The 24,320-nt window shown below is 60.3% G+C and carries 19 protein-coding genes and 1 pseudogene; 7 read left to right on the forward strand and 13 right to left on the reverse strand.

Annotated features, from left to right (window positions below; translation table 11 throughout):
• Positions 1-15: 15 nt before the first annotated feature.
• From ACR652_RS11105 to ACR652_RS11145, 9 genes and pseudogenes are all read right to left on the reverse strand, one after another.
• Positions 16-1,149 (reverse strand): ParB/RepB/Spo0J family partition protein, encoded by a 1,134-nt coding sequence (locus ACR652_RS11105; protein WP_434506567.1) that lies wholly within the window; start codon positions 1,147-1,149, stop codon positions 16-18.
• On the reverse strand, positions 1,146-1,895 hold the full coding sequence (locus ACR652_RS11110) for a ParA family protein (RefSeq protein WP_434506568.1): 750 nt from the start codon (positions 1,893-1,895) through the stop codon (positions 1,146-1,148). The genes ACR652_RS11105 and ACR652_RS11110 overlap by 4 nt, the downstream gene beginning before the upstream one ends.
• A 325-nt stretch (positions 1,896-2,220) precedes the next feature.
• A pseudogene (locus ACR652_RS11115) lies at positions 2,221-2,448 on the reverse strand (DUF736 domain-containing protein); the annotation flags it as partial.
• A 1,022-nt stretch (positions 2,449-3,470) separates the two neighbouring features.
• Positions 3,471-4,409 (reverse strand): DUF2493 domain-containing protein, encoded by a 939-nt coding sequence (locus tag ACR652_RS11120; protein ID WP_434506569.1) that lies wholly within the window; start codon positions 4,407-4,409, stop codon positions 3,471-3,473.
• A 336-nt stretch (positions 4,410-4,745) separates the two neighbouring features.
• Complete coding sequence (locus ACR652_RS11125) at positions 4,746-5,786, reverse strand: DUF7146 domain-containing protein (RefSeq protein WP_434506570.1); 1,041 nt, start codon at positions 5,784-5,786, stop codon at positions 4,746-4,748.
• Between the two features lie 69 nt (positions 5,787-5,855).
• Positions 5,856-7,991, reverse strand: a complete 2,136-nt coding sequence (locus tag ACR652_RS11130; protein WP_434506571.1) for a ParB/RepB/Spo0J family partition protein — start codon at positions 7,989-7,991, stop codon at positions 5,856-5,858.
• Positions 7,992-8,161: 170 nt separating this feature from the next.
• The gene (locus ACR652_RS11135; RefSeq protein ID WP_434506605.1) at positions 8,162-9,349 is read right to left on the reverse strand and encodes a DUF932 domain-containing protein; all 1,188 of its coding nucleotides are present in this window, start codon (positions 9,347-9,349) and stop codon (positions 8,162-8,164) included.
• 404 nt (positions 9,350-9,753) lie between these two features.
• Positions 9,754-9,975, reverse strand: coding sequence for a GDCCVxC domain-containing (seleno)protein (locus ACR652_RS11140; RefSeq protein WP_434506572.1), 222 nt, complete (start codon positions 9,973-9,975; stop codon positions 9,754-9,756).
• The gene (locus ACR652_RS11145) at positions 9,975-10,406 is read right to left on the reverse strand and encodes a mercury transporter MerT (protein ID WP_434506573.1); all 432 of its coding nucleotides are present in this window, start codon (positions 10,404-10,406) and stop codon (positions 9,975-9,977) included. Before ACR652_RS11145 ends, ACR652_RS11140 begins: the two co-directional genes overlap by 1 nt.
• Positions 10,407-10,476: 70 nt before the next feature.
• On the opposite strand from ACR652_RS11145, the gene ACR652_RS11150 reads away from it, so the two are divergent.
• Positions 10,477-10,869 carry a MerR family transcriptional regulator gene (locus ACR652_RS11150; RefSeq protein WP_434506574.1) on the forward strand — a complete coding sequence of 131 codons (393 nt, stop codon included), beginning with the start codon at positions 10,477-10,479 and terminating at the stop codon, positions 10,867-10,869.
• Between the two features lie 571 nt (positions 10,870-11,440).
• Positions 11,441-14,188: an HAD-IC family P-type ATPase gene (locus tag ACR652_RS11155; RefSeq protein WP_434506575.1), complete on the forward strand. Its 2,748-nt coding sequence runs from the start codon at positions 11,441-11,443 to the stop codon at positions 14,186-14,188.
• Here ACR652_RS11155 and ACR652_RS11160 read toward each other — a convergent pair.
• Entirely contained in the window at positions 14,131-14,592 is a 462-nt protein-coding gene (locus ACR652_RS11160) for a hypothetical protein (protein WP_434506609.1), read from the reverse strand. The genes ACR652_RS11155 and ACR652_RS11160 overlap by 58 nt on opposite strands.
• Positions 14,593-14,610: 18 nt before the next feature.
• Between ACR652_RS11160 and ACR652_RS11165 the strand changes: the two genes are divergently transcribed.
• From ACR652_RS11165 to smbP, 3 genes are all read left to right on the forward strand, one after another.
• On the forward strand, positions 14,611-15,075 hold the full coding sequence (locus ACR652_RS11165; RefSeq protein ID WP_434506576.1) for a sodium:calcium antiporter: 465 nt from the start codon (positions 14,611-14,613) through the stop codon (positions 15,073-15,075).
• 32 nt (positions 15,076-15,107) lie between these two features.
• Entirely contained in the window at positions 15,108-16,175 is a 1,068-nt protein-coding gene (locus tag ACR652_RS11170) for an EamA family transporter (RefSeq protein WP_434506577.1), read from the forward strand.
• Between the two features lie 1,702 nt (positions 16,176-17,877).
• Positions 17,878-18,216 carry a small metal-binding protein SmbP gene (gene smbP / locus ACR652_RS11175; protein ID WP_434506578.1) on the forward strand — a complete coding sequence of 113 codons (339 nt, stop codon included), beginning with the start codon at positions 17,878-17,880 and terminating at the stop codon, positions 18,214-18,216.
• Between the two features lie 319 nt (positions 18,217-18,535).
• Here smbP and ACR652_RS11180 read toward each other — a convergent pair whose 3' ends face one another.
• The 3 genes from ACR652_RS11180 to ACR652_RS11190 are packed head-to-tail and all read right to left on the reverse strand — an operon-like array spanning position 18,536 to position 21,141.
• Positions 18,536-19,978 carry an ATP-binding protein gene (locus ACR652_RS11180; RefSeq protein ID WP_434506579.1) on the reverse strand — a complete coding sequence of 481 codons (1,443 nt, stop codon included), beginning with the start codon at positions 19,976-19,978 and terminating at the stop codon, positions 18,536-18,538.
• Complete coding sequence (locus ACR652_RS11185; protein WP_434506580.1) at positions 19,914-20,606, reverse strand: winged helix-turn-helix domain-containing protein; 693 nt, start codon at positions 20,604-20,606, stop codon at positions 19,914-19,916. Before ACR652_RS11185 ends, ACR652_RS11180 begins: the two co-directional genes overlap by 65 nt.
• Positions 20,607-20,619: 13 nt before the next feature.
• Positions 20,620-21,141, reverse strand: coding sequence for a hypothetical protein (locus ACR652_RS11190; RefSeq protein WP_434506581.1), 522 nt, complete (start codon positions 21,139-21,141; stop codon positions 20,620-20,622).
• Between the two features lie 800 nt (positions 21,142-21,941).
• Here ACR652_RS11190 and ACR652_RS11195 point away from each other — a divergent pair.
• Positions 21,942-23,744, forward strand: a complete 1,803-nt coding sequence (locus ACR652_RS11195; RefSeq protein ID WP_434506582.1) for a family 1 glycosylhydrolase — start codon at positions 21,942-21,944, stop codon at positions 23,742-23,744.
• The gene (locus ACR652_RS11200) at positions 23,737-24,264 is read left to right on the forward strand and encodes a hypothetical protein (protein WP_434506583.1); all 528 of its coding nucleotides are present in this window, start codon (positions 23,737-23,739) and stop codon (positions 24,262-24,264) included. The genes ACR652_RS11195 and ACR652_RS11200 overlap by 8 nt, the downstream gene beginning before the upstream one ends.
• Positions 24,265-24,320 lie beyond the last annotated feature (56 nt).

Raw genomic sequence — 24,320 nt, forward strand, 5'->3', positions numbered from 1 at the left:
GGCCTCACTACGGCGCTATTTGGAAGCGCGTTCGGCCTCCGGGCGCTCCGCTTCGCTTCGTCCCTTCGGGATGGAAAAGCCGCTAGCTGCCGCGCATGTGAGGCGTTGCTTTGCGTCGTCTGGGGAAGGCCTCACATTTAGCTCCATCAGTCGCAAGGCAGAGAGAGGCAGGTCTTCAATTCCCCCAGTATCCTGGAAACAGACCAGGCCGTGCGTTCGGCCAGATGGGGATGCGCGATCCAGAATGAGCCATCCCAGACGCTCTCCGTTTCTGATCTGCAGTCGCGGGGATCGTGCATCAGATGCCACTCGCGGAGTTTGGCTTGGTTTACCCGTCGCACTCTCAGAAGCGTTTCGAACCTTTGGGATGACGTCGCCATTAGGAGAGGGAGCACTCGTTCGTGATTCAGCGCATGTCATAGGCTCTGCAGAGGCGCGATCGACTCCTATGACGGTCTTTGAAGAGTGATCAATTTCTGGAGCGCCGCCCGTCAAATCTGAGCAGAAAACCAGCGCCTGCGCACGGGTAAAGGAATCATGCTCAGCGCAAAACGCCTCTACCTCCTGCGGGAACTTCTTCCACGTCTGGTGCAATTGGTAGACAGCGCGGATCGGCGACGTCGCCAGTCGATCTCGGAGGGTTGCTGCCATCTGACTCACGGCCGCATACATGGCGATATAGCTCTTATCCTTGCCGAGGCGTTGCGCGATGTCCTTCTGCTTTTCGCCCGCCTGCAACCGAGACAGAATGAAGGCTGAAATATCAGCCGCAGAGAGGTCGTCTCTCTGAATATTTTCGATCATCTGGTCGTAAGGATCCGCGACCCTGTCGTGGTGGACAAACGCTGGAATTGTCGTGCGTCCGGCGAGCTGCGCCGCCCGAAACCGGCGCGCGCCGAAGATGATCCTGTGCATTCCATTCTCGCCGGCGGGGGCCACGCCAATCGGCTGGAGCACGCCCCGTTCCTGGATGGAGGCGGAAAGCTCAGAAAGCGTCTCAGGGTCGAAAGCGCGGCGTGGCTGATGCGGATCTTCCTCGATCAGTGAGAGAGCGATGTCGAGCGGAGCGCCGTTCGACCCAGGGGCCTCCATGCCCTCCAATTGGTCAAGCAACTGCGCGACGTCGTCGAGCTTCCCGGCGTAGCTCATGCTGCCTCCATCTTCGCCGCGAGCTTGTCGAATACGAGCCGAAGTTCGCGGCCTGCCTCGCGAGCCGCCGTCTTTGGCAAGCTCCAGACCGGCTTCTTCTCCGCCAAGGCTTCACCAATAGATGAGCGCTGGGGGATCACCCCATCGAACAGATATTTGGTTCCGAATTTCTGCACGAGGCTCTTCAGGTTCTCCCGCTGTCGGGGCGAGGTCGTCTGCAGCCGATTGGGGATCAATCCCAAAAACGTGAGCCCCGGATTATATTTCTGCCGCACGCCAACGATGTGCTTGAGCAGCGTCTCGATGCCGTCGATGGCGTAGTCGTCGAGGTCGATAGGCGCCAGCACGAACTGTCCGACGATTAACGCCGCCAGGTTTCGGACGCCGAACGTCGGCGGCGTGTCGATGATCGCGATGTCGAAGCTCTGCGACGCATCCGCGAGGTTGGCGCGAAACTGTTCAACGAGCTTGCTGTCGACCGAAACAATCCCTCGCAAGGCGGCGCTGCCGCCAAGCACGCGAATGCCCTTCTTGGCGATCGGGGGGATAGCGACGGGATGCGAAAATAGCGCAGCCGCGTCAATATCGCTGGCATGCGCTGCGAGCGTCGTGGTGCCGTTGCTCTGCGGGTCGAGATCGAGAAAGAGCACGCGCTTGCCCCGCTCGGCGAAATACCAGGCGAGGTGCACGGCGATCGTGCTCTTGCCAACGCCGCCCTTCTCGTTGTTGACGACCAGTACCCTCATCTGGTCGTGGCGCTAGGGTTAAATCCATTGGCCGCGAAATCCATCTGCTCTCCTTGGCGCGCGAGCGACTCGAGGCTCGCTAATGCCGGAGGTTTGCCCGTAGGAGGCAGGAGGAGACACTGTGAAATAGCACAGGGTGGTGAGCAGGCGCCTAGCGTCGCCATGCTGAGAAAGTTTTGCCCGGGGCAAACTTTGCCCGCGTCTCTGAGAAGAATTGGATTCCCAAGGGAGCCTGCCCACGTTCGAAAAAGTTTGCCCTGGGCAAACTTCTGGCGATGCGCCGAGTCGAGTTTGTGAGCCTGCCGCAGGCTCAGGCGAAAAAGCCGTTCGGATCGTCGAGTTTAAGCGAGAGATAGTCGCGGCCCTCAGTCGAGCGCTTCGTCCAGGCGGCGCCGATTTCAGCTCGGCCGACAAACACGCGGTAGCTCGGGGCGTTCTCGTTGACGCGGTTCGTTTCCGGGATGATGCGGACGGCGCGGGCCTGGACGCTGAGGGTAACGATTTCGCCCTGGAATTCAGCGCCGGACTTTTTGAAAGAGCCGATGTTCGCCATGATAATCTCCTGTTGATCTGCTGCCTCGAGCCCGCGACCATCGCGGCCTCGATGGGGCTTCGCAGACGAAGACGGTTCGCCGACGCACCCGCAGGGCCGCAGCAGCGCGAAGGACGGCGGAGAAACGACTTTCTTGTCTCGAGAGGAATGACGCTGCAGGCGTCAGGGGAAGAAAGTCGCTTCCCCGCTGTTGCGTCTCAGGCGATCGAGGCGGAGCCGGTCTTCGGCCAGATATAGCCAAGAAAGAGGTCGCTTTGGTCGTGCTGGGCTCGGCAGCGATCACTGAGGAGAGATTGGCGCATGGTAGGAGGCAAAAGCCGGCAGGAAACGCGGTCGATTTCGGACCTGCACGTACGGGGGAGAGCCCCTCGCATATCCGCTCATTGACGGGCGGCGCGTCGCCCGGAGGCTTCGGAGAGCGGCGCGCGTCCGGCGGCCTGCGTCGATACGCAACGGGCGCCGTTCGCAAATGGCCTCAGCGTTTTAACGCGCGCTGGGCTCGGGCTCGTCTCGCCAGACGTGCGGCTAAGTTTCTTGCGGCGGCGGGAGCCAACGGCGCCATGCCCGGGTTGCTCAGCTGTCGCCAATTGGCGTTTGCAGAGCTTCACCCACCAGAGTATCGCGCCTGATGGAGGCGTGCCACGTTATCCTTTCGACGAAAATCCATGAAATCTCTTGCAAGCGGCGCCGGCGTCAAAAACATCGCGACGCCAGCTGCAAACGATGTCATCAACATCGAGAAAACTAGGGCGTTCAAAATGGGCTTTCTAAACATCTGCAAGGGATAAGAGGCAGCCGAGGCTTTCGCAATTTCGCATATTGACGCACCGAAAAAGTTTGATGCTCGTCAAAATCTCATGCGATGCCTCCTCAGCGACGCATGCAATCAAAATGATGCTGTCATGGAAGAGAGCGGCTCAAGAAATGCAGCCCGCACTCTCGTTGAGGTGAAAGAAAGCAGCTTTGCAAGGAGTCGATGAGGCCCCCTTGGACAAAGATAAAAATCAGAGCGAGGGCGGCGCTCATGCGCCGCCGTCCTCGAATCTCCAGACCGGGATTCCGAGCTTCCGGGCCTTGTCGGCAAGATTGGCGGAGACGCCCGAGCCGGGAAAGACGATGACGCCGATGGGAAGCGTCTCGAGGATCTGATCGTTGCGCTTGAACGGCGCCGCCTTGGCGTGGCGGGCCCAGTCCGGCTTGAACGCGATCTGCGTGACTTTGCGATTATTCGCCCAGCAGGACGCAATGAGTTCGGCCCCCTTGGGCGAACCGCCGTGCAGCAGCACCATGCCGGGATGTTTGGCGAGAACCTTGTCGAGGCGGTCCCAGATCGCGCGATGGTCGTTGAAGTCGAGTCCGCCGGTGAAAGCGATCCGAGGCCCGGCCGGAAGCAGAGGCTCGGAGTCGACGCGGCGCTTGGCGGCGAGAAAGTCCCGGCTGTCGATCATGGCGGCCGTCAAGGAACGATGATTGACCTTCGAGCCGGAACGGGGACGCCAGGACGAGCCCGTGTGCACTTCGAAGGCGTCGGCGGCCTGGTCCCGGAAGAGTTCCAAACTGTCACGGCGTTCGAGGAGCGTTTGCCCTTCGCAGATGAGGCGCTCCAGCTCCACCGAGCGGATTTCCGAGCCGTCCTGTTCCTTTTGGCTGCGCCGCTGCGCCTGCTCATTGTCATCGAGTTCCCGCTCAACGCGAAGGACCGCCCGGTGGAAGAGGTTCACCGTGGACCAGAGCAGCTCCTCGAGATCGGGCTCGAGGCGCGTGTCGGTTAGAGTCGCGAGGAGGGCGTCGAAGATATCGGCGACGGCGCCGGTAATCGCTTGGGGGTCGGGCAGCGGCCGGGGGTCGGGCTCGTCGTGGAACGGCCGATAGCCATAGAGTTGAAGTTCGGCAAGAACGCGCTCGGTTGGGGAAGCGGCAGGAATTGTGTCGAAGCCCCGCTCGTTGTGATTGGTCGTCATTGGCGCTCTCCTTCGTCGGATCGGCCGCGACCCTCGCGGCCTTCGTGGCGACTAAAGGCGGCGGGCGGGACCGGCTGGCACCGGGGCGCACAGCGACCGGCCGTAGCGTCAGCGAAGGATGGCGAAGCGCCGGCTATTTTGCTTCGCGATGTAAAGCGCCCGCAGGGCGCGACGGAAAATAGCCGGCGGCAGCCATTGCCAAGCCGGCGCGCCCGACGCAAGGGTCGTCCTCTCAGAAGGCCGGGACTGCGGCTGGCTCCGACAAAAGGAAAGAAGGCGATTGGCGCAATCGCGTGAGGGCGGGGGATCGGGCGCTCGTTTCGTCGCAAGGCCAGGTCACCGCGCAGGACTCATAAACCGGTCAATGTCTTCAGGCGCGAGCTGGTCTCTGATTGCCGCTTGCAACCTGGCTTTACGAAAGCGCCGCAGATCGTCGTTGAAGTCACCCAACGCGGGGCTGATGACGACGGCCTCAATCCCCTCGGCTGTCGCGCGGTCGATAAGGGTCGCCGAAGCCCTTTCGCCGGCGGTGTCATTGTCGCGCAGGACATAGAGGCGGCGCAGTGCCTTCGGGAAATGGATCAACGCGAGATGCGCGGAAGAGAGGGCCGCGATCATCGGCATGCTGGGCAGAAGACATCGGACCGAGAGCACGGTTTCGATCCCTTCGCCCACCGCCATCACGTCGAGAGGCGCGCCAAAACGGACGCCATTGCCGAGCAGTTCCCCCATGGCGCGTCGAGGACAGGCGATCGGCGCCTTGTCGCGCCCCGATCTGTCGAGCCATGTGCGATGCACGCCGGTAATCTGCCCCTTGAGGTCGGTGACCGCCGCGATCATCGCAGGCCAGGTCTCAGGGGCTTCGTTCCCGGACCGATAGTAGCAGCGGGGATAGAAGCGGAGGTTTTCGAGATCCTGCTGCGTCGAAATTCCGCGATGATGCAGATAGCGCGCCGCCAATGTGCCCGCGATCGGCCGTGACATGTCGAAAAGACGGCGCGCCGAATCCGGGGAGCCTGTCTTCCGCTCGCTGCGATCAAATGCTTGCTGAGGCCGTGGATCGTCGCGCGGCAGGCTGAGGAAGCGCCGCGCTTCGTCGAGAACATCGGAAAAATCATGCAAGCTGGCGCTTTCGCGGATGATGTCGAGCAGGTCGCCAAATTCGCCCGTCGCGAGGTCCGCCCACTTTCCGGTGGCGCCCTTGCCACTCTCCGGACCCGTCAACCGAACGTAAAGGCTTCGGCCTGGCGTGTTGCGGGCGTCGCCAACGATCCAGTAACGGCCATGGCGGCGGCCGTTCGACAAATAGTATCGGCAGACCGCCTCGGCGTCCTGCGCCAGGCGGCGCGCCAATTCCGACGCAACTGAACTCGACACGGGCGCTTCCTCCATGAAAAAAGGGCCCGCCATCGCTGGCGAGCCCCTCGCAAACTGCCTCGTGAAGGTCTACTCGGCGGCGACGCTTTGAGGGCCGTCGACTGGCGCCGGCTCGGCATCCTCATCAGGCGCGCCGATTTCGTCGAATGCAGGGTCGCCTTCCATTGCTGCGACTTCTTCGACCGCCGCGGCTTCTTCGGGCAGGGAAGGAGAGTTCGCCTCCAATGATGCTTGCGACCCGTGGCCTGGGGATCGCAGCGGCTCGGGCAGCCAGCCCGCGCCAGTCAGGAGCGCTTCCGCTTCCCGCGCCATGTCGCCCTTCTTGAGCGCCTCGATCCGTCGGGCGATATCGCCGCCTTTGGCTTCCCGCACCGCCTGGAGGATCCGCGCCTTGGTGACCCGGCCCAGGAAATTGTCGACGGTCGGCGTCCAACCCGTCGACGTGATGTCGAGGGAGAGCGCCGAGGCGAGACGGTCGGCATGGGCGATCGCCCGCGGCCGGCGGCTCCAAGGCTCGTGCACGGCGTTTACGGTCAGCGAGACGCAATGCGCGAACAAACGCTGGCGCGTGTCGGCGTCGAAGGTCGACAACGCGTCCCACAGGTCCTGCGGCTCCGCCGGCAATTGCTGGGACCAGTCGAGATGGCGGGCGTCGACCTTATCCGCGAGCGGGGTGTCGGAGAGCCCCGGAGCCTGCGCGCCAAAGGAAACGTTTTTGGCTTCGATCTCGAGGCAACTGTCCACGGCATAGCGATAGAAAAGCCGCAGACACATTGCGTGGAGGGCCGCAAGGAAAGCGATCGCCGGCTCATTGCCCACCGCCTCGCGCAGCGCCAGCGTGCGATAGGCGGTGAGCTCGGTGAGCAATTTGTCGGGCAGGGGCCTCATCCCCTCATCCTCTTCGTCCGCTGCGGCTCCGGACTGCGCGGGGTCGTCGTTGGGTTCGAAAGAGGACGCCGACGACGAACGCGCAGCGTAGGCTTCCCCCGCTTCGCTCACGACCTCGGGCGTCTCCTGCTCTTCGATTGGCGCCTCGTCCTCCGGTCGCACGTAGCCGCGCTCGACCCGAAGACGCCCCTCGCCGTCGATGCTGACAAAGACGCCAGCGCGGGCGATCTCCTCCGGGGCATAGACAACCGGGCGATCCTCGAACGTTTCGAGCGCCGCCTCAATCTCGGCGAGACGCGCGTCCACGTCCTCAGGGATTTCTTCCGCGTCCGAATAGGTCGCCTCCAATTGTTCGGCTTCATTCCGAAGCGCTTCGCGGGCCGCAGCTTCCTCCTCGCTCAAAGGCTGGCGTTCGCCCTGAAGATGGCGAAGCCCATAGGTATGGCCGTAGGGGAAGTCGATCGCCGTCTCGACCCATTTCCAGCCCTCCGCCCGAATGGACTCGGCGTCGCGCGCGAGTTTCTCGGCGACAAGCCGTTCGAGGAGGGGAACATCCTGGAGCCAGCCGCCATCATCGCTCTGGAAGAGGTCCCGCATGATCGGACCGCCTGCGGCTTTGTAGTCCTCGGTCACATATAGCGCCCGCTTATCCGACGCCCGAACAGCCTCCTCGGTGAGCAGCCGGCGGATCTGGTAGGCTTCCTTGTTGTAGGAGCGCTGGATCGCCTCCCAGACCTGGTTCTGGCGCTCATGGTCGGGGTTCACCGTGAAGGCCATCAGCTGGTCGAGCGTCATGCCGTCCTCGGCATAGACGTCGAGAAGCGCGGGCGACACCGAGGCGAGCCGAAAACGCTGCTTGACGACGCTGACGCTGACGAAGAAGGCGGCGGCGATCTCCTCCTCGCTGCTCCCCTTTTCGCGCAGGGTCAGGAAGGCGCGAAACTGATCGAGCGGGTGCAGCGGCGCGCGCTGGACGTTTTCGGCAAGGCTGTCTTCCTCCGCGATTCCCTCCGTCCGGACAACGCAGGGGATAGGGGCGTTGCGGGCGAGACGCTTCTGCTTCACCAACAGCTCCAACGCGCGGTAACGGCGCCCGCCGGCCGGGATTTCGAACATGCCAGTCTCCGCGCCCTGATCGTCGAGCACCGGCCGCACGGTGATGCTCTGCAAGAGCGTGCGACGAGCGATGTCTTCCGCGAGTTCTTCGATCGAGACGCCGGCCTTGATCCGCCGCACATTGGACTGGGACAGAACCAGTTTGTTGAAGGGAATATCGCGCGAGGCGCTCAGTTGGATTTTCTGGACCGACTTGGACATGGGCTTCAACTCCGCGACGGGCGGCCGAGAGCCTCTCTCTCGACCTCCACCCCGTCACGAAGCGCAGCGCCGCCCTCTAACTTTTGAGAGCGACGCCGCAAAACTCAATCGGGGAGGGAGCCACCGCGACAGGTGCAGGCTGCGCGTCAAGCCCCGAAAGATTTAGATTTTCAGGAAGCGTGGTCGAAGAGCTTCTTGGCGCGCCCCTCGAAATCCAAGCGCGCATCCTGATGGGCCTTCCCGCGCGCGACAGCCGTGATGCCTTGCACGAAATCGAAAACGCTTTCGGGCTTGCGGCCTTCCTCGGCAAGGACTGTCTGGATGATCTTCGCCGTCTCGGCTTTCGAGAAACCGCGTTTGCGCAGGAATTCCGTGCGGTCAGCATCGTTGCGGGCGACAATCTTCTGCCGCGCCGCCTTAACCCCGTTGACGAAGGGCATCGGGGAGGAATTGGCGAAGCGGGTCAACGCCGGCGCCGCCTCATGCGCGAAACGCGCGGCGGCGTATTTCGAGTGGCGGATCGTGATCTCCTCGAAATCCTCGACGCCCCAGAGATTGCGGTTCTGGCACACGGCGCGCAGATAAAAGCTCGCGATCCCGAGCGTCTTCGCGCCCACCTCTGAATTCCAGCAGTAGAAGCCTCGAAAGAAAAGGTCTGGGGAGCCGTCGGGAAGCCGGCCGGCTTCGATCGGATTGAGATCGTCGACCAGAAAAAGGAATACGTCCCGGTCCGAGGCATAGAGCGTCGTTGTCTCCTCACTGACGCCGACATGGGGATTGTAGATCCCAGTCGACCAGTCGAGAACGCCTGGCACCTTCCAACGTGTGTCGCCTACGCCATCGCCAGCGATGCGCTGGACGGCGGAGACGAGCTCATGGTCGTAGATCCGGCCATAGTCGGGACCGGTCACCGCACGCAATTCGACGCGGCCGTTTTCGACCTCGAGCGTCTTCACCTGCTCTGCGCGATGGGAGGTCAAGCCATATTGCAGATTGATCCCGGCGAGCGGGGCTGGGAGCTGCCGAAGGTAGGCCGCCGGCGCGCCGACCAGGCTCGCGAGCTGACCGAAACTCCAATGGGTCATGGCGACCGATTTGTCGGCACCCGGCAGCGCGAGTGAAAGCTTTTCGGCGTCGTCGCGGCTGGCTTCGACCCGGATTGCGGCGCTTTCGATTGTCCTCGTGCGACTGCGTTCGGTCCGGCCGCGCACGGCCGCGAACAGATCCGACAGGGACAGGTATCGCTCATCCGAAGGCCGAGAAAACCACTCTGACGACACGCGGCCAATACGCTCGCCGCGGCTTGCGTCCACCTTGTAGCCGCCGGCGCCATGGCGAGAGGCGCCCGAAATCTCCATCTGGTTCATGATCGTCTCCACGACGGGCGCGGGGCAACTCTCCCCGCTATTACCCGTCATGAAATTTCATCCATGCTCTAACATTGGAGCATGGCCGCTTCTCACCCGACCGTAGAGTTTTCACATGCCTTGCGGTCTCCCTCGTAGCGGACCAACCACGAGCGGCTTTACCGCTCACCCGTCACCAGACCGGCTGGAGAGGATTGAGAGGCGCGCCGACATGGTGTTACGCGGCACGGCCATGAGCCGCGACAATTCGCTCGCCGGGACGCCTTCGGGCTAGTGGGCGACCACCAGCCGGAAGGCGCCATGCCGCGTGGTTTGCGCGAGCGCGGCGATAGTGTCTATATTTTCCATATGCCCAGATTTTTGGGTGTAGATGACAACCACGAGTCGGACTTCGCTTATGAAGCGGAGCAGCACGCGACGAGGCGTCGTCTTACTTCTTGAAATGGCGGACACGGCGCGTCGCCATAGGAGCAGAAGACGCAGCAGTCCCCAGTCTTTGGTTTGAGCAGCGCCCCGCAGCCCTTGCATTCATAGAAGAACTGGCAGGCGTCGGTCGGCATCGTCTCAGCCGATTGGCGCCCGCAGTTCGGACAGGTGATTATCGATGTGGTTTGCATCAGCGGCCCCGAAACAGCTTGAGCAGCGCAGGGTCGATGTAGCCCCAACTTGCCGCCGCTGCCACGGTTATCGAGGTGCATAGCAGAAGCGCCAGCGTTGCGCGTGAGCGCTGCGGCGACGCGCAGGCCGCCCCCAAAACGCAAGCGATTGGCCGCTTCAGCCACCATGCGCCCCAACCGCCGACAATCGCCAAGGCGCTGACCAGTAAAAAGGGGATTCGCCATTCGGCGATCGCCCCAAACGCGCCGAGAACGCCCGCGCCCGCGCCGAGCGCGGCGAGCCCGAGCGGGATCGCACAGCACGAAGACGCGACGACTGCGCCGAATCCGGCGACAAGTCCCAAGGCTGCGAACCATTGTGGCGAGGCTGGAAGGCTGGCGGGAGACGAAGCTGCAGGCGTTGTTTCTTGCGCTGTGTGGTTGATGGTCATGGCTCGCTCTTGGTTGATGGTCGGGGTATCCTGCGCCCCGTAGCGACTACGGGCGCAAGAGGAATAATTCGTGACCTTGACCATTGGACAGCTCGCGGCGGCGGCGGGCGTCAATCTCGAGACCGTGCGCTATTACGAGCGCATCAAGCTCATGCCGCCGCCCGCAAGAACTGCGGGCGGATATCGTGCCTACGAACGAGCCCATATCTGCAGGCTGGCCTTCATCCGCCGCGCCCGCGAGCTTGGATTCAGCATTGAACAAATCCGCGCCCTGCTGGCGCTCGCCGAGCAGTCCCGCGCCTCCTGCGCCGACGTTAGAGAGATTGCGCGGACACATCTCAACGAGGTGCGGGCGAAACTCGCAGACCTCGCCAGACTGGAAGGCATTCTTGCGGAGACAATCTCTCGCTGTTCCGGTGACTCCGCCCCGCCATGTCCCGTGCTGAATATGCTGGCGACGTAGGGCCGTGGATAGGTCAGACAAAGCGCATGGCGCGAAAGCGCGAGAGCTTGACGCCGACTATCGGCGCGAAAAGATGTTGCATTGGGGCAAGCCGTGCTTGTTGAGGGACATTCAAAGTCGTCCTCGACCAATCACATGAGCACATGCCAATTGCGGCGGCGTCAGAGAACTTCTCTCAAATGCTCACCTCGGCGGGACCAGACCCACTGACCATACCACCGGCGCCAACAGGCGCCGCCATGCCCACCGGGCCATCCGTAAGGCGTCACGCAATAACCGCTGCCACGCCAGCCGTAGCCGCCGTCCCACGCTCTGCGCCCACCCCAAACGCCTCTCCGCCAATCGCAACAGCGGACCCAATCCCAAGCGAGCGCTGGGATCGGCGGCAGCGCGGCGCCAAAGAACAGCACAGCATACGAAATCTTCTTGATCATCCTCTTTTTCAATGTGTTAATCCGGCGGAGGCTTTGCCTGCATCGGCAAACACGCTTCTTCAGTGCCCGAGCGCCGGAAGCATGGGGGATGCTCCAATGCTCGAGGTTGACCCGGCAAACCCAAAACCCACATGTGCATGAGCCCTTCAGTTCCCTCCGTCTCCCAAGCCTTTCTCCAGTGGGCGCCCTCGAGCCGTTCCGCCGCCCGCAATGACGCTCTCGTTCGGACAGAGGAGATTGTCACGGCGAGCCGGCTGGATCATGACGCTATTATCGAACTGCTGCGAACATCTCTAAAAGGCTTGGACCGCGCCGAGGCGGAGGCGCGCCTCAACGCGCTGGGGGCGAATGCCATCGCTCAGGAGGGGAGCCCCACCCTTATTGAGGAATTGTGGGTTCGCGCGAAGAGTCCCTTAAACGCTCTCCTCTTGGGTCTCGCCGCGACTTCGTATCTGCTGGGAGATCTGCACTCGGCTTTGGTAATCACGATAATCGTCGCGCTCGCCATCGGCATGGCTTTTATCCAAGAGCACCGTTCAAACGAAGCAGCGGCTAAGCTTCGAGGCGCCGTTAAGACCATGGCGAGCGTGAAGCGCTGCGACACCGAAACTGAGGAGGCGGCCGCTAGCCCCACCGGCTTCCAAGAGATCCCTTTAGAGGAGCTCGTCCCAGGCGACATCGTGCGGCTTTCGGCGGGCGACATGATCCCAGCCGATCTACGTCTTCTAGAGACCAAGGACCTCTTCGTCGATCAGGCCGCTCTGACCGGGGAGGCCCTCCCCGTCGAAAAGTCCGCGCAATTCGACGGCGAGGTTGACCGCGATCTATTGAGTATCCCGAACATTTGCCTGATGGGCGGCAATGTGGTCAGCGGCTTCGCGACGGCGGTCGTGGTACATACAGGCGCCCAAACTTACTTCGGCCAACTTGCCAGCCGTGTTGTGGCGACGAGGCAATTGACGAGTTTCGAAAAAGGCGTCAATCGATTCATCAGGCTGATGATCTATTTCATGCTGGCGTTGGCGCCGGCTGTGTTTCTGATCAATGGACTGACGAAGGGGGATTGGGCTGAGGCCCTCCTCTTCGCACTCGCGATCGCCGTCGGGCTGACCCCAGAACTCTTGCCGATGATCGTCACGGTCAATCTGGCTAAGGGCGCGGTGGCCATGGCGGAAAAGCGCGTCATTGTGAAGCGTCTCAACGCGATCCAGAATTTCGGGGCTATGGATGTTCTTTGCACGGATAAGACCGGCACGCTCACTCAGAACCGCGTTTCCTTAAGCCTCTATCTAGATGCCTTCGGGAGGGTTGACGAGAGAGTTCTCGAATATGCCTATCTCAACAGCCAATACCAATCCGGCCTGAAGAGCCTTCTCGACGCAGCGGTTTTGGACCATGTCGAGCTGGGCAAAAATGTTCACTTACAACATGATTACCAGGTCGTAGACGAGATTCCCTTCGATTTTAACCGCAAACGCCTCTCGGTCGTCCTATCTCGCGGCCAAGAGAAGCGCGGCGTAGGAAACGACGTCACCCGGTTCTTCAGGCGGGCTTGGGGCTTTATTTCAGCGGGCGAAGCTGAGCATTTACTCGTCTGCAAGGGCGCAGTCGAGGAAACGCTCTCTTGTTGCATGTTTTATGATCAAAATGGCAAAGCCAAAAAATTCGACGAGAAACGCCGGAACGAAATCCTCGAGCAAACACGCGAGCTCAACGAGGATGGATTGCGCGTGGTCGCTGTCGCATACAAGGAAGTGAAACACCCACCGAAAGATTACTCGGTCGATGACGAGACCGGCCTTACTCTCCTCGGCTTCGTCGCGTTCCTCGATCCGGCGAAAGAGAGCACCGGCGCCGCTCTGTCAGCTCTACGAGCCTCAGGCGTTCAGATCAAAATCCTCACTGGCGATAATGAGATAGTCACTCGGAAAATTTGCCGTGACGTCGGGCTGGAAACGGACCGTATCGCGCTTGGCTCCGAAATCGAAAAGCTATCGGACGAGGAGCTCGAAGAGTTGCTCGAACGCGTAACGATCTTCGCCAAGCTTTCTCCCGATCAGAAAGCGCGCATTGTCAAGGCGCTTCACAGGAGAGGACACGTGGTCGGGTTTCTAGGCGACGGAATTAATGACAGCCTGGCGCTCAAGGCTGCCGATGTCGGGATCTCCGTCGATACCGCGGTCGACATTGCGAAAGAGTCTGCGGACATCATCTTGCTTGAAAAGAGCCTGCTCGTTCTCCAGCAAGGCGTCATCGAGGGACGCAAAGTTTTCGGCAACATCGTCAAATACATCAAAATGGGCGCCAGCTCGAATTTTGGCAGCATGTTCAGCGTCTTGGGCGCGAGCTTCCTCGTGCCTGTCCTGCCCATGTTGCCGATCCAGGTCCTGACCAATAATCTTCTCTATGATTTTTCTCAGACCGCGATCCCAACTGACGATGTGGACGAGGAATACCTTGCCGCGCCCCGGAGATGGGAAATCGGCAACCTCTTCAAGTTTATGATTTTTATCGGGCCCATCAGCTCGATCTTCGACTACTCGACGTTCTTCGTCATGCTTTATGTCTTCGATGCCTGGAGCAACGCCGCCTTGTTCCAGACAGGTTGGTTTGTCGAATCTCTCCTGTCGCAAACCTTGATCATTCACATCATTCGCACGACCAAGATCCCCTTCCTTGAGAGTCGCGCGAGCAACGCCCTCATCGCAACCTCGCTGATCATCAGCGCAATTGGCGTCGCCCTGCCCTTCACCCCAGTCGGGGAAGCATTGAAATTCACTCCGCTGCCGGTCCTTTACTGGCCAATCCTCGTTGGAACGCTCACGGCCTATGCGTTTTTAACCCAGTTAGTAAAGGTCTGGTTTATTGAGCGCTGGGGTATGTAGTTGGTCGTGCAGACGATCCGACGCAGCGCCTCGGCAAAGGCGAAAAGGGGGTGCTTGGCTCCCAGTTTTGTCGCCAGATCTGACAATGGCAGGGTGTTGCCAGGAACCGGCGTCGAAGGCCTCGAGCGCCTCTTTGCCTGCATCGGCGTCCTTCCCGCGTGGGCACTACCATCGCCCCCTGGCAGCTTTTCTTTCAGCAAAGCTATGTGATCGGCAACCGCATCACGCCGCGCTTCATTGCAGAGCAAGAGCAGAAAGACCGTCGCGCTTGGCAATAGCGCCCCGGCGAGCGTCTGCATAGCGTTCGTCAGCAGCCCCAGCGGCGCGCCGGGAGTTAATACAAGGCCTGCCGAAATGCCTACCAGCGCAAAATAGACGCCATAGGCGACCTTCATGAGGCTCATGCGCTTGAGCCGTTGAGATTGCGGCCGCATGACAGGAACCCAAGTCTGGTTTGGGCTCTCCTGCAAACCGGCGTTGCACTGGTGCTCGTCTTCGCGGCGTCGCGGATATTCGTCTCGCAGCTTGGGGTCATCGGCCCAACACTGGGAATCCCCGCCCAACTCGTGGCGCTCCTGCTCAGTCCGATTGCGACCGAGATGCCGGAGACGATGAACGCGGTCATCTGGGTGCGCCAAGGCAAGGAGCGACTGGCGCTAGCCAACATCAGCGGCGCGATGATGATTCAGGCGACGATCCCGAGCGCCTTTGGCCTGTTTTACACCCCTTGGCTGTTTGACCGGTCGCTGGTTCTGGCGGGTGGCGTAACCATTGTCGCGACCCTGCTGCTGTTCTTCATGTTTCGCGGGGGCGTGGTGACGGGGAGGAAGCTCTCGCAATCGAGCCTACTCTACTTGCTGTTCGCGGGAGCCGTACTTCTCCGATAAACAAAACCACTACAAAAGCCCATATTGCGTCTATGCACATCGGTATCTTACTCGCTCTCCTGTCGACCGCGCTCTTCGGCGCGAGCACGCCCCTTGCTAAAATTCTTATGGGCAGCGTCAACCCTTGGCTGATGGCGGGGCTGCTCTACCTCGGCGCGGGGCTCGGGCTTGCCAGCGTCGAGGCCTTCCGGCGAATGGCAATAAAAACGGTAGCGGAAGCGCCGCTACGCAAATCCGACCTTCCTTGGCTGACGGCGATTGTTGTCTCTGGCGGGTTTTTTGGCCCCTTGTGCCTGATGTTCGGATTAGCTCGGACGGACGCGGCGAGCGCGTCGCTGCTGCTGAATCTGGAAGGGCTGGCCACGATGGGAATTGCGTGGCTGGCGTTTCATGAGAACGTCGATAAGCGTTTACTCGTGGGCGCATTTGCAATTCTGGCAGGGGCGGCCGTGCTGTCGTGGCAAGGAACCGCGTCCATCAACTGGGGCACGTTGCTGATCGCGAGCGCCTGCCTGTTTTGGGGGGTCGACAACAATCTAACGCGCAAGCTTTCGACCGCCGATCCGGCGCAAATAGCCATGCTCAAGGGGCTGGTCGCGGGAACCGTCAACCTGACGCTTGCTTTCGGGCTTGGCGCGACGCTCCCCACCATTGGCGCTGCTCTAGCGGTGATGACTGTCGGTTTTCTCGGATACGGCGTCAGCCTTGTCCTCTTTGTAATGGCCTTGCGCCTTCTTGGGACGGCGCGTACGGGTGCTTATTTTTCACTTGCTCCTTTCATCGGCGCTACGCTCTCGCTCGCGCTTTTCGGTGAACCGGCGACTCTGAGTCTACTCGTAGCAAGTGGTCTCATGGCAGCAGGCCTCTGGTTGCATCTGACGGAGCGCCACGAGCATGGGCACGTTCATGACGAAATCGAACACGAGCACCGGCACTGCCATGACGAACATCACCAGCATACGCACGGGCCGGACGTTTTTGCTCGCGAACCTCACAGCCACGAACATCGGCATGCAGCCTTGACGCACCGACATCCGCACTTTCCTGACATTCATCATCGGCACAGGCACAAACAAGGACGTGCCTTCGATCATTCCTAAAGCGGAAAGGTTTCCCGCAGCAAGAACAAACCTAGAGTGACATGGGATGATGGGAAATTGCAGACTGTTGATAGGAGCATATTTGCAAGCCCTTTTCGAAAGTAAGGTATGGTTGCAGAGGCGGAAAAGGCAACGAAGTACGATGAGACAACCGGCCTGTGGGGAAGGATCTGCGGCATGCACCGAAGCGGAAAATCTGCTCGCGCCCACTGACGGGTGCAAGCATCTATGCAGAGATAAAGCCCTGCCCGCCTCCAAGACGCTCACCCCTCCACCCTCACGCCTACCTCGTGCTTCTGGCCCAACGCCGTCGAGGTCTTGTCGCCAAACTCACCAATAGGCGACTCGTGGTTCCAGCCAATGTGATCGCTACTGGGCTTTCGAGCCGCAGAGTGAGCAGGCACCGTGAAGCTTCTTTAAATGAGCTTTACCAACCTATTCGCTATGGTATTGCCTTGCACCCTTGTTCTGCCGCCCCGCTTTGCAGTGTCTTGCGGTCGATACGCCCACGCAGGACCTGCGGGCAGATTTGCGCCTCAACGCTGGATAATCATAACAGATGTTCGTCCAACTCCACCCATACACTGTCCAAGTGCGACGCCAGCACCCATCGTAGTATAACCATCCAAGCCCGTCTGGCGCATAAACAAAACGGCGAAAACGATGGTGGTGGTGGTGGAACGTGTAATGGCGGAGCCATGGGTTACCAAGGGCCGGCCCGCCAGGGGGCCGGCTTACTGGCGTAAACGCCCCGTCGTGTCCGCCCAGGCGCGGCGCCACGGAACCGCCACCGACACGAGGGGCGCCGAAGCCGCCGCCAGGCGGAGGCGATCCAAGCCCGCCGCCCAAATGAGGCGCCGCAAACCCGCCGCCGACCCGAGGGGCGCCGAAGCCGCCGCCGGCCGGAGGAGATCCGAGCCCACCGCCCAAATGAGGCGCGGCAAACCCACCGCCGACATGAGGGGCGCCGAACCCACCGCCGACATGGGGAACACCGAAGTTCCTCACGCCGCCACCAAAGCCGCGCCCCGCAGCCAACGCCGTTGTCGCTGAGCATATCGCCAAGGCTGCAAGGACGCAGAGAAGCTTACCCTTCATGGCTAACCCTCCGAGTGCGAGCGATCGAAAGGCTATCTCCCCCTCGCGTTGCATGGATGTAAGCCAAGAAACAGCAACAATCATAATGACAAAAAAGTCATTCTTGTCTTAGCTACGCTTCTGCTCGTTCCTGAGCTGCTCCGAGCGACAGGATGCGGTTCTCATCAAAAGTCATGATGGCCGTCGCTACGGATGGTGACCTTGATTGATGGCCAATGTTCGAGAATGCGGCGGATCGCCTTGGCGCAGATGGACGCGCAAATCCTTGCTTGGGCGGTATTCCGCCCCGATAACAAAATAACCTCGCGTAGAAAGCCCGAGGAACGCTTTCGACCTTCGCAACTGTTCGAAACAGCGACTCCATCTTCGCCCATTGAGCGTCGGTCAATACGAGTCGTTCCAGCCGCGAAAAATTTTACCGAATCGACAGAGTAGTTGTCAGCCGCTTCCGCCGCCTGATAACCTACAAAATGAATGGAATCGGCTCCGCTTGCGTTGGCGTCATTGATCGTTGCGTCAGTCCGTTCTTGCCAGGCCAGACGGATTCACTCATCCTTCGCAAGCTCTCTCAATAATGAGGGATCGTGATCGGGAGGATTTCAATATGAATCGCAGAATTCTCATGCTCGCTCTCGGATTCGCTGTCGCTACGGCCTTTACCCCAGGTCTTGCACTTGCAGAGAACCATTTAGCTGAGGCGATAAGCCATACCAAGGAGGCAATCGAACATGGCAAGGCCGGCCATGCCGACGTGCTCGTGACTCACGCCGAGGCAGCACTCACGCATGCCAACGCCGCGGAGAAAGAGAAAGCCAATCCCCATACAAAGGTGGGGATCACGCACCTCAACGCCTCCATTGCCGAGGGCAAGAAGAAAGACGCAGGGAGCGCAACGAAGCATGCCGAAGAAGCGCTGACACATCTCGAGGCCGCCACAAAGTAGGCGTGCAAGCGCAAGCATCCCTTCGACGCGGAGAGCAGTCACAATTGACTGCTCTCCTTGACTCTACTTTATTGATCAATCCAAGAGCGACATGTCACAGTAAGAGCGCAAGATTGCCACGACTTAGCGCAAAGCGCGGATCGAATCGAAACGGGGCGGGACGAGGAGGGTGGCGCTCCTCCTCAGCCCGATTGCGCCGGAGATTTCCGAGAGGAAACGCCGTGATCTAGGTGCGCCAAGGCAAGGAAAGACTGGCCCTCGCCAACATCAGCGGCGCAATTATGATTCAGGCACGATTCCACAGCGCCTTCGGCCCGTTCTACACCCCTCTGGCTGTTTGATCGGTCGCCGGCCTTCGCAGGGGCGGGAAAGCAAGTTGGAACCTGAGCCCGGGAGAGTTATCCGACAGCGTAATCACCGCGCCGTGCAATCGGGCGACAGCAGAGACAAGGCTCAGTCCGAGCCCATTGCCAGGGGACCCTCGGGCCCTTTCGAGGCGATAAAACCGCTTGAAGATATTATGCCGTTCACTTTCCGGCACTCCCGGCCCATCATCGGAAATGCAGATCATCCCCCCCTTTGTCGTCTGCCTCGCCTCGACGGTGACGAGCCCGCCCTCCCGGCCGTATTTCAGCGCGTTATCCATGACATTCGCGAGTGCGTCGAACAATAGGTCGCGATCGCCTCTGACAATCACGGTCTTTTCACCGCTACGTTGCAGATCAATATTTTTTTTCTCGGCGGCGGCGTCGAAAAGCTCGACCACATCGTCTGCGATTTCGGACAGATCAACCGACCGAAACGATTTCACGAGGTCGTATGACTCGATCTGCGAGATCCGAACCAAAGACGCGAACATTCGCAACACATCTTCGAGGTCCGCTAACAATCCGTCGATTAGGCGCTGATCACCTTCCTTGTCGCGCTCCTGAACACGCGCCTTCTCGAGCCTGCCCCGCATCCTCGCCAAGGGGGTGCGCAGATCATGCGCAACATTGTCGGTCGTCTGCTTCACTTCCGCCATGAGACGTTGGATACGCTCAAGCATCCTATTAAGATTTTCCGCAAGCTCATCCCATTCGTCATGCGATCCGCGTAATGGGATTCGCTTGTCCAGCCCGCTTTGCATGATCGTCCGGCTGGTCGCATTGATGGCTTCGATGCGGCCGACCGTGCGCCAAGTGACCGCGACGCTCGCGGCCGCGGCTAAGGCGAATATTAGAATAAGCGCCGAGCCAAGCGCCTTGTCCATTTCGCTGATGAAGTCGTTGAGCCCCTCGATTTTCCGTCCCACCAGCAAACGATCCCCGTTCGCCAGCGTCGCGAACTCAGCCCGAACTGGCGGCGCCGCCGACGAGGGCGGAATTTCGACCAAGCCCTTCGCGCCCGTCGCAAGCGCGGGCCAACGATCGAGATTCCCGTATAGCCGCTGGAAGGAGGGACCGACCAAAAGATAGAGGGCGTCATCGAAGCGCGGATCGGCGCTTCGCCCCTCTATAGCGGCGATCAAAGCCGCGCGCCCTCCGACGGACTCGGCCTCCACCAGGGCCGAGAGGTCGACCGCTAGAGCGTGGTCTGCGACGCCCCTGACATAACTGGCCGTCGACCAACGGACATAGGCAAAAAGAGCGATTACGAGCGCGCCGAAGACGCCGATGGCGACAAGCGCCAATTTATAGGTGGAGGAGCGTAGTGTCTTAGCCAGCAGCACGGATACAAAACCCGACCCCGCGCACGGTTTGGAAAAGGGGAGAATCTTCATTCGAATCCACCTTTCGACGAATTCGGCTTACGTAGACGTCGATTATATTGGTCATCGGATCGAAGTGTATGTCCCAGACATGCTGCAGCAGCATGGCGCGCGTCACCACGTGCCCCTGATTTCGAACCAGGAATTCGAGCAGCCGGAATTCACGGGGGAGCAGGCCAATGTCCCTGCCGCGGCGTCGTGCCCGTCTGGAAAGAAGATCAAGCTCGAGATCGCCCACACGCAGCACTGTCTCCTTGACCACGCTCTCGCTGCGGCGAGCAAGCGCCTCGACACGCGCCAGGAGTTCGGCGAAGGCGAAGGGTTTGACGAGATAGTCATCGCCGCCTGCCCTGAGGCCGCGCACACGATCATCTATCTCTCCGAGCGCACTGGCAATCAGAACCGGCGTGTTTTGCTGCTCGTCCCTCAGGACTCGAATCATTTCGACGCCGTCGCCATCCGGAAGTAACCGGTCGATGAGCAGCACGCCGTATTCTCTGCTACGAGCCTCGTCGAGACCGGAAGACATGTCTCGCGCAAGCTTTACGGCGTAGCCATCCCCTTCCAGGGATTCTAAAAGTTGCTCAGCCATCTCGACGTCATCTTCGACGACAAGAATGCGGCATCGTCTGTCAGACATAAGTAACGCCCTCTCAGAGCCGACTGCCAGCAGTCCAACTTGTCACGAAATGAGCGTCAACGAAACTTACTTTTTTGTCAGAAAATGACTTATTTGTCAGTGGATTCGTTCCCGTTTTTCCGCTTCCCTCTGTGGCATCGCGAGGGGTCGCCACAGCCCTTCGCTTTACCTCGCTGTTGGAGGGTTGGCTATGAAACGCAAGCTTCTCGGCGGCCTCGCGGCCTTGGCGATCTGTGCAGCCATATCGGCTCCGGCTGCCGCTCGTGGGTTCGGCGGCTTTGGAGGCGGCTTCGGGGGAATGCATGGCGGCTTTGGAGGCGGTTTTGGAGGGATGCATGGCGGCTTGGGCGGTTTTGGCGCGCCCCATTTTGGAGGCGGCTTTGGCGGATTCGCGAGCCCTCACTTTGGCGGCGGCTTTATGGGACCGCACATGGGGTTCGGAGGCGGTCGGATGTTTGCGCCTGGCTTCCGGGCGTTTGGCGGGCCCTTCATAGGTCATCCAGGCTTTCATCGCTTCGCGTTTCACCACCGTCATGGTTTTGGCCGCTTTGCCTTTGCGCCCTTCGGGCTGGGGTATGGGCTATACGGCTATGATGGGTGCTGGAGGCAAACTTGGACCGCCTACGGCTGGCGATGGATCAACGTTTGCTACGCCTATTACTAATGCTCCTTGGGCTTGAGCCAAACCGGCCCGCGACGCCGGTTTGGCTCTTGACGCGATGTTGCGCTCTTACTCGGACGCCGCTCCGTCAATGCGGAACCGAGATAAGCGAGGGCTCTGAGAGGAGGCGCTGTGCTGTTGACATGGGGACTCATTCCAAAAGCCAGGAGCCCGATACCAGCCTTTGGCGTGAGCCTTGGCCAGGGGCGCTCGACGACCTGAAAGCTTATATCAAAAACAGCCCCAACTCCGCGGCGGTGCTCACCGAGTTCATGGCTCGTTTCCCAGAAGTCACCCGCGACCAAGCGATTCAGATGCTATGGGATCAAGGGATTCTGCCGCGTGTTTAGCTTCCGTCGTGACAGAAGTTGCAACTGGGCGGCGGAACACGCGAGGCACGAGCGATTGGGCTGTCCCGCAAAAGAGTGCATTGCCCATAGCCAAGATTCTAGGCCCTGAGCTTCGAGCGTGAGCTCTTAGAGCGATCGGCAGCATCCGTCGACCCGCCCGTGACCCGCAAAGCCCCACATATTGACTCGATAAAGGCGACGACACCCGACGCAATGCCGGCCGCGCTTGTGAGCCTGCCGGAACTGGACGCCTCGTGCTGGGTTACTGGCGTTGCAGTTACCCGACGACCGTCCGCGCGTGCTGCAGAACCAGGAGCGAGCGGCGTGATCCGCTATGTAGCGTATCGTAAGGCTGTCTTCGCCGGCATAGCCGGCGCCATTGCCTGGGAAGTCGTGGCGCGGCCGCTGATTCTGGCGGGTGTGCCCTACTTTGATATTGTAAGGACGCTTGGCACATTGGCGCTTCCTCATGCGCGCGCGTTGGCGTGGTGGACGGCCGGCATGTCGCTTCATTTGCTGGTTGGAGCGATTTGGGGTGTCTTCTACGCTTTTTTCTTTTGGTCTATGCTGCCATTGCCGCCAATACTCCAGGGCTTTTTGTTTGCCTTCGTGCCAATGCCTCTGGCTCTCTTCATCATGCATCCGCAATTCGAACTCATGCACCCGCTCGTCCAGAGCGGCGAAGCGCCTTATTCAGGCCTGTTTGGCTTTTCGGGCGGGTTGCAGGAGCCGGCGTCAATTGCAGTCGGGCATCTTATTTGGGGAGCCATTCTCGGCCTTGTCTATGTAAGACCAGTTGGCTATTCAACACAACGGTCGCCGCGGCTGAAGTTCGAAACGCCTAAGCCGGCTCGTTCAATTACTCCCGATAGCGAACCCCCCGAGGACCGGTTCATGTTCGCGACCGGTATCGAATGCAGTTATCCAACTCTCGACGGCGGTCGTTGGCGTATGGATGAGATGGCCGCATGCGGCCACTATCGTCATTGGCGCACCGATCTCGCGCTCGTGCACGACTTGGGGCTACGCTATTTGCGTTACGGTCCGCCGCTGCATCTCATCAATCCGCGCAGGGGCCATTACGACTGGGCCTTCCTTGACGAAGTGGCGGCCGAGATGCGGCTGTTGGGCATCACGCCAATCATGGACCTTTGCCATTTCGGCTTGCCTGATTGGCTTGAGAACTTCCAGAATCCCGAGGCGCCGCATGCGCTCGCCGACTACGCGCGCGCCTTCGTCGAGCGCTATGATTGGGTGCGCTTCTACACGCCTGTCAACGAGATGTATGTGTGCGCAAAGCTTAGCGCTCTGGAAGGATTGTGGAACGAGCAACGTCGGGACGAGCACGCCTTCGTCACCGCGACCCTACACCTCGCCAAAGCGAGCGTGTTGATGATGCAAACAATCGCGGCCGTGCGGCCAGACGCGGTTTTCGTCAACAGCGAAAGCAGCGAGTTTTTTCAGCCCTGTTGTCCCGATCCGAAGGTCCGCCGCAAGGCTGATTTTGAAAATCAGAGGCGCTTTCTCGCACTTGATCTGCTCTATGCCCGCGGCATGCGTGAAGATATGCGGGACTACCTCGTGCAAAACGGCATGCCGGCCGAGGAATACGAATGGTTTATGCAACAGGATGTGGGTGCGCGCGCCATACTCGGCCTCGATTATTACGAATGGAACGAGAAGCTGATCAACGCCGACGGCGATGCGCAGGCGCTCGGAGAGCTGTTTGGGTGGTATGTCATCGCTCGCCAGTATTACGAGCGCTACCAGCGGCCCATGATGCATACCGAGACGAACCGCTTAGACGCTCGGGACGCTCCTCGTTGGTTGTGGCGGCAATGGCATAACGTACAGCTTATGCGCCAGAGCGGCGTGCCGATCGTTGGCTTTACCTGGTATTCACTTACCGACCAGGTCGACTGGGACATTGCGCTGCGGGAGCCCCTCGGAAACATCAACCCGGTTGGGCTCTTTGATCTCAATCGAGATCCCCGCCTCGCCGGCTTGGCCTATAAACATCTGGTTCAACTTTTTGAACCGGACCTTCGCCTCGCGCCTTGCGTTGAAACCGTGTTGAATGAGGCCCAGCATCTGAAAATCTCAGAGAAGAGAAGACGCCATGCTTGAGATTTTGCAAGCCCATGGGCTGGACGCAGGCCCGATGCAGCGGCCGCTGCTGGCCGGCTTGGTGGCGAGCATAGTGGCAGACATTCCTGCTATATGGCTGCTGCGCGCCTTTGGATCGCTCGACGCCCTTGGCCAGGCCGTGAACTGGTCAATCCTTACCTCAGCTCTGGCTTATGTAGGACTGATGCTCCTTGGAGGCGTGCTGTATGGATGGCTGTTTCAGCGCGCGGCGAACGACCCACGCGGAGGTTGGCTATTCGGTATGTCATTTGGGTTCGTGCTGTGGATGTTGGGGCCGATCCCGCTCCTTCAGTGGGCGCCCGAGCAGCCTATTATGACGGGGTATCCAGCTGTTGGGCTTCTGCTTGGAGAGTTGCTTTGGGGCTTGGTCTTAGGGCTCGTATTTCCCTTTGTCCATCGTCCGCTTCGCGTAAGGTTGGATGAAGTGCAGGCCGCGCCCACGGATAATTCTACAGGGCCGCAAGCCGCCTGTGACCCTCATTTGACGAGCCTGTCGTAGGGTAAATGAGACGGACTCAGCTGAACATTGCTGATTGCCGCAATAATTCGGACGGC

The sequence above is a fragment of the Methylocystis sp. genome (assembly GCF_051061225.1).
Lineage (GTDB): Bacteria > Pseudomonadota > Alphaproteobacteria > Rhizobiales > Beijerinckiaceae > Methylocystis.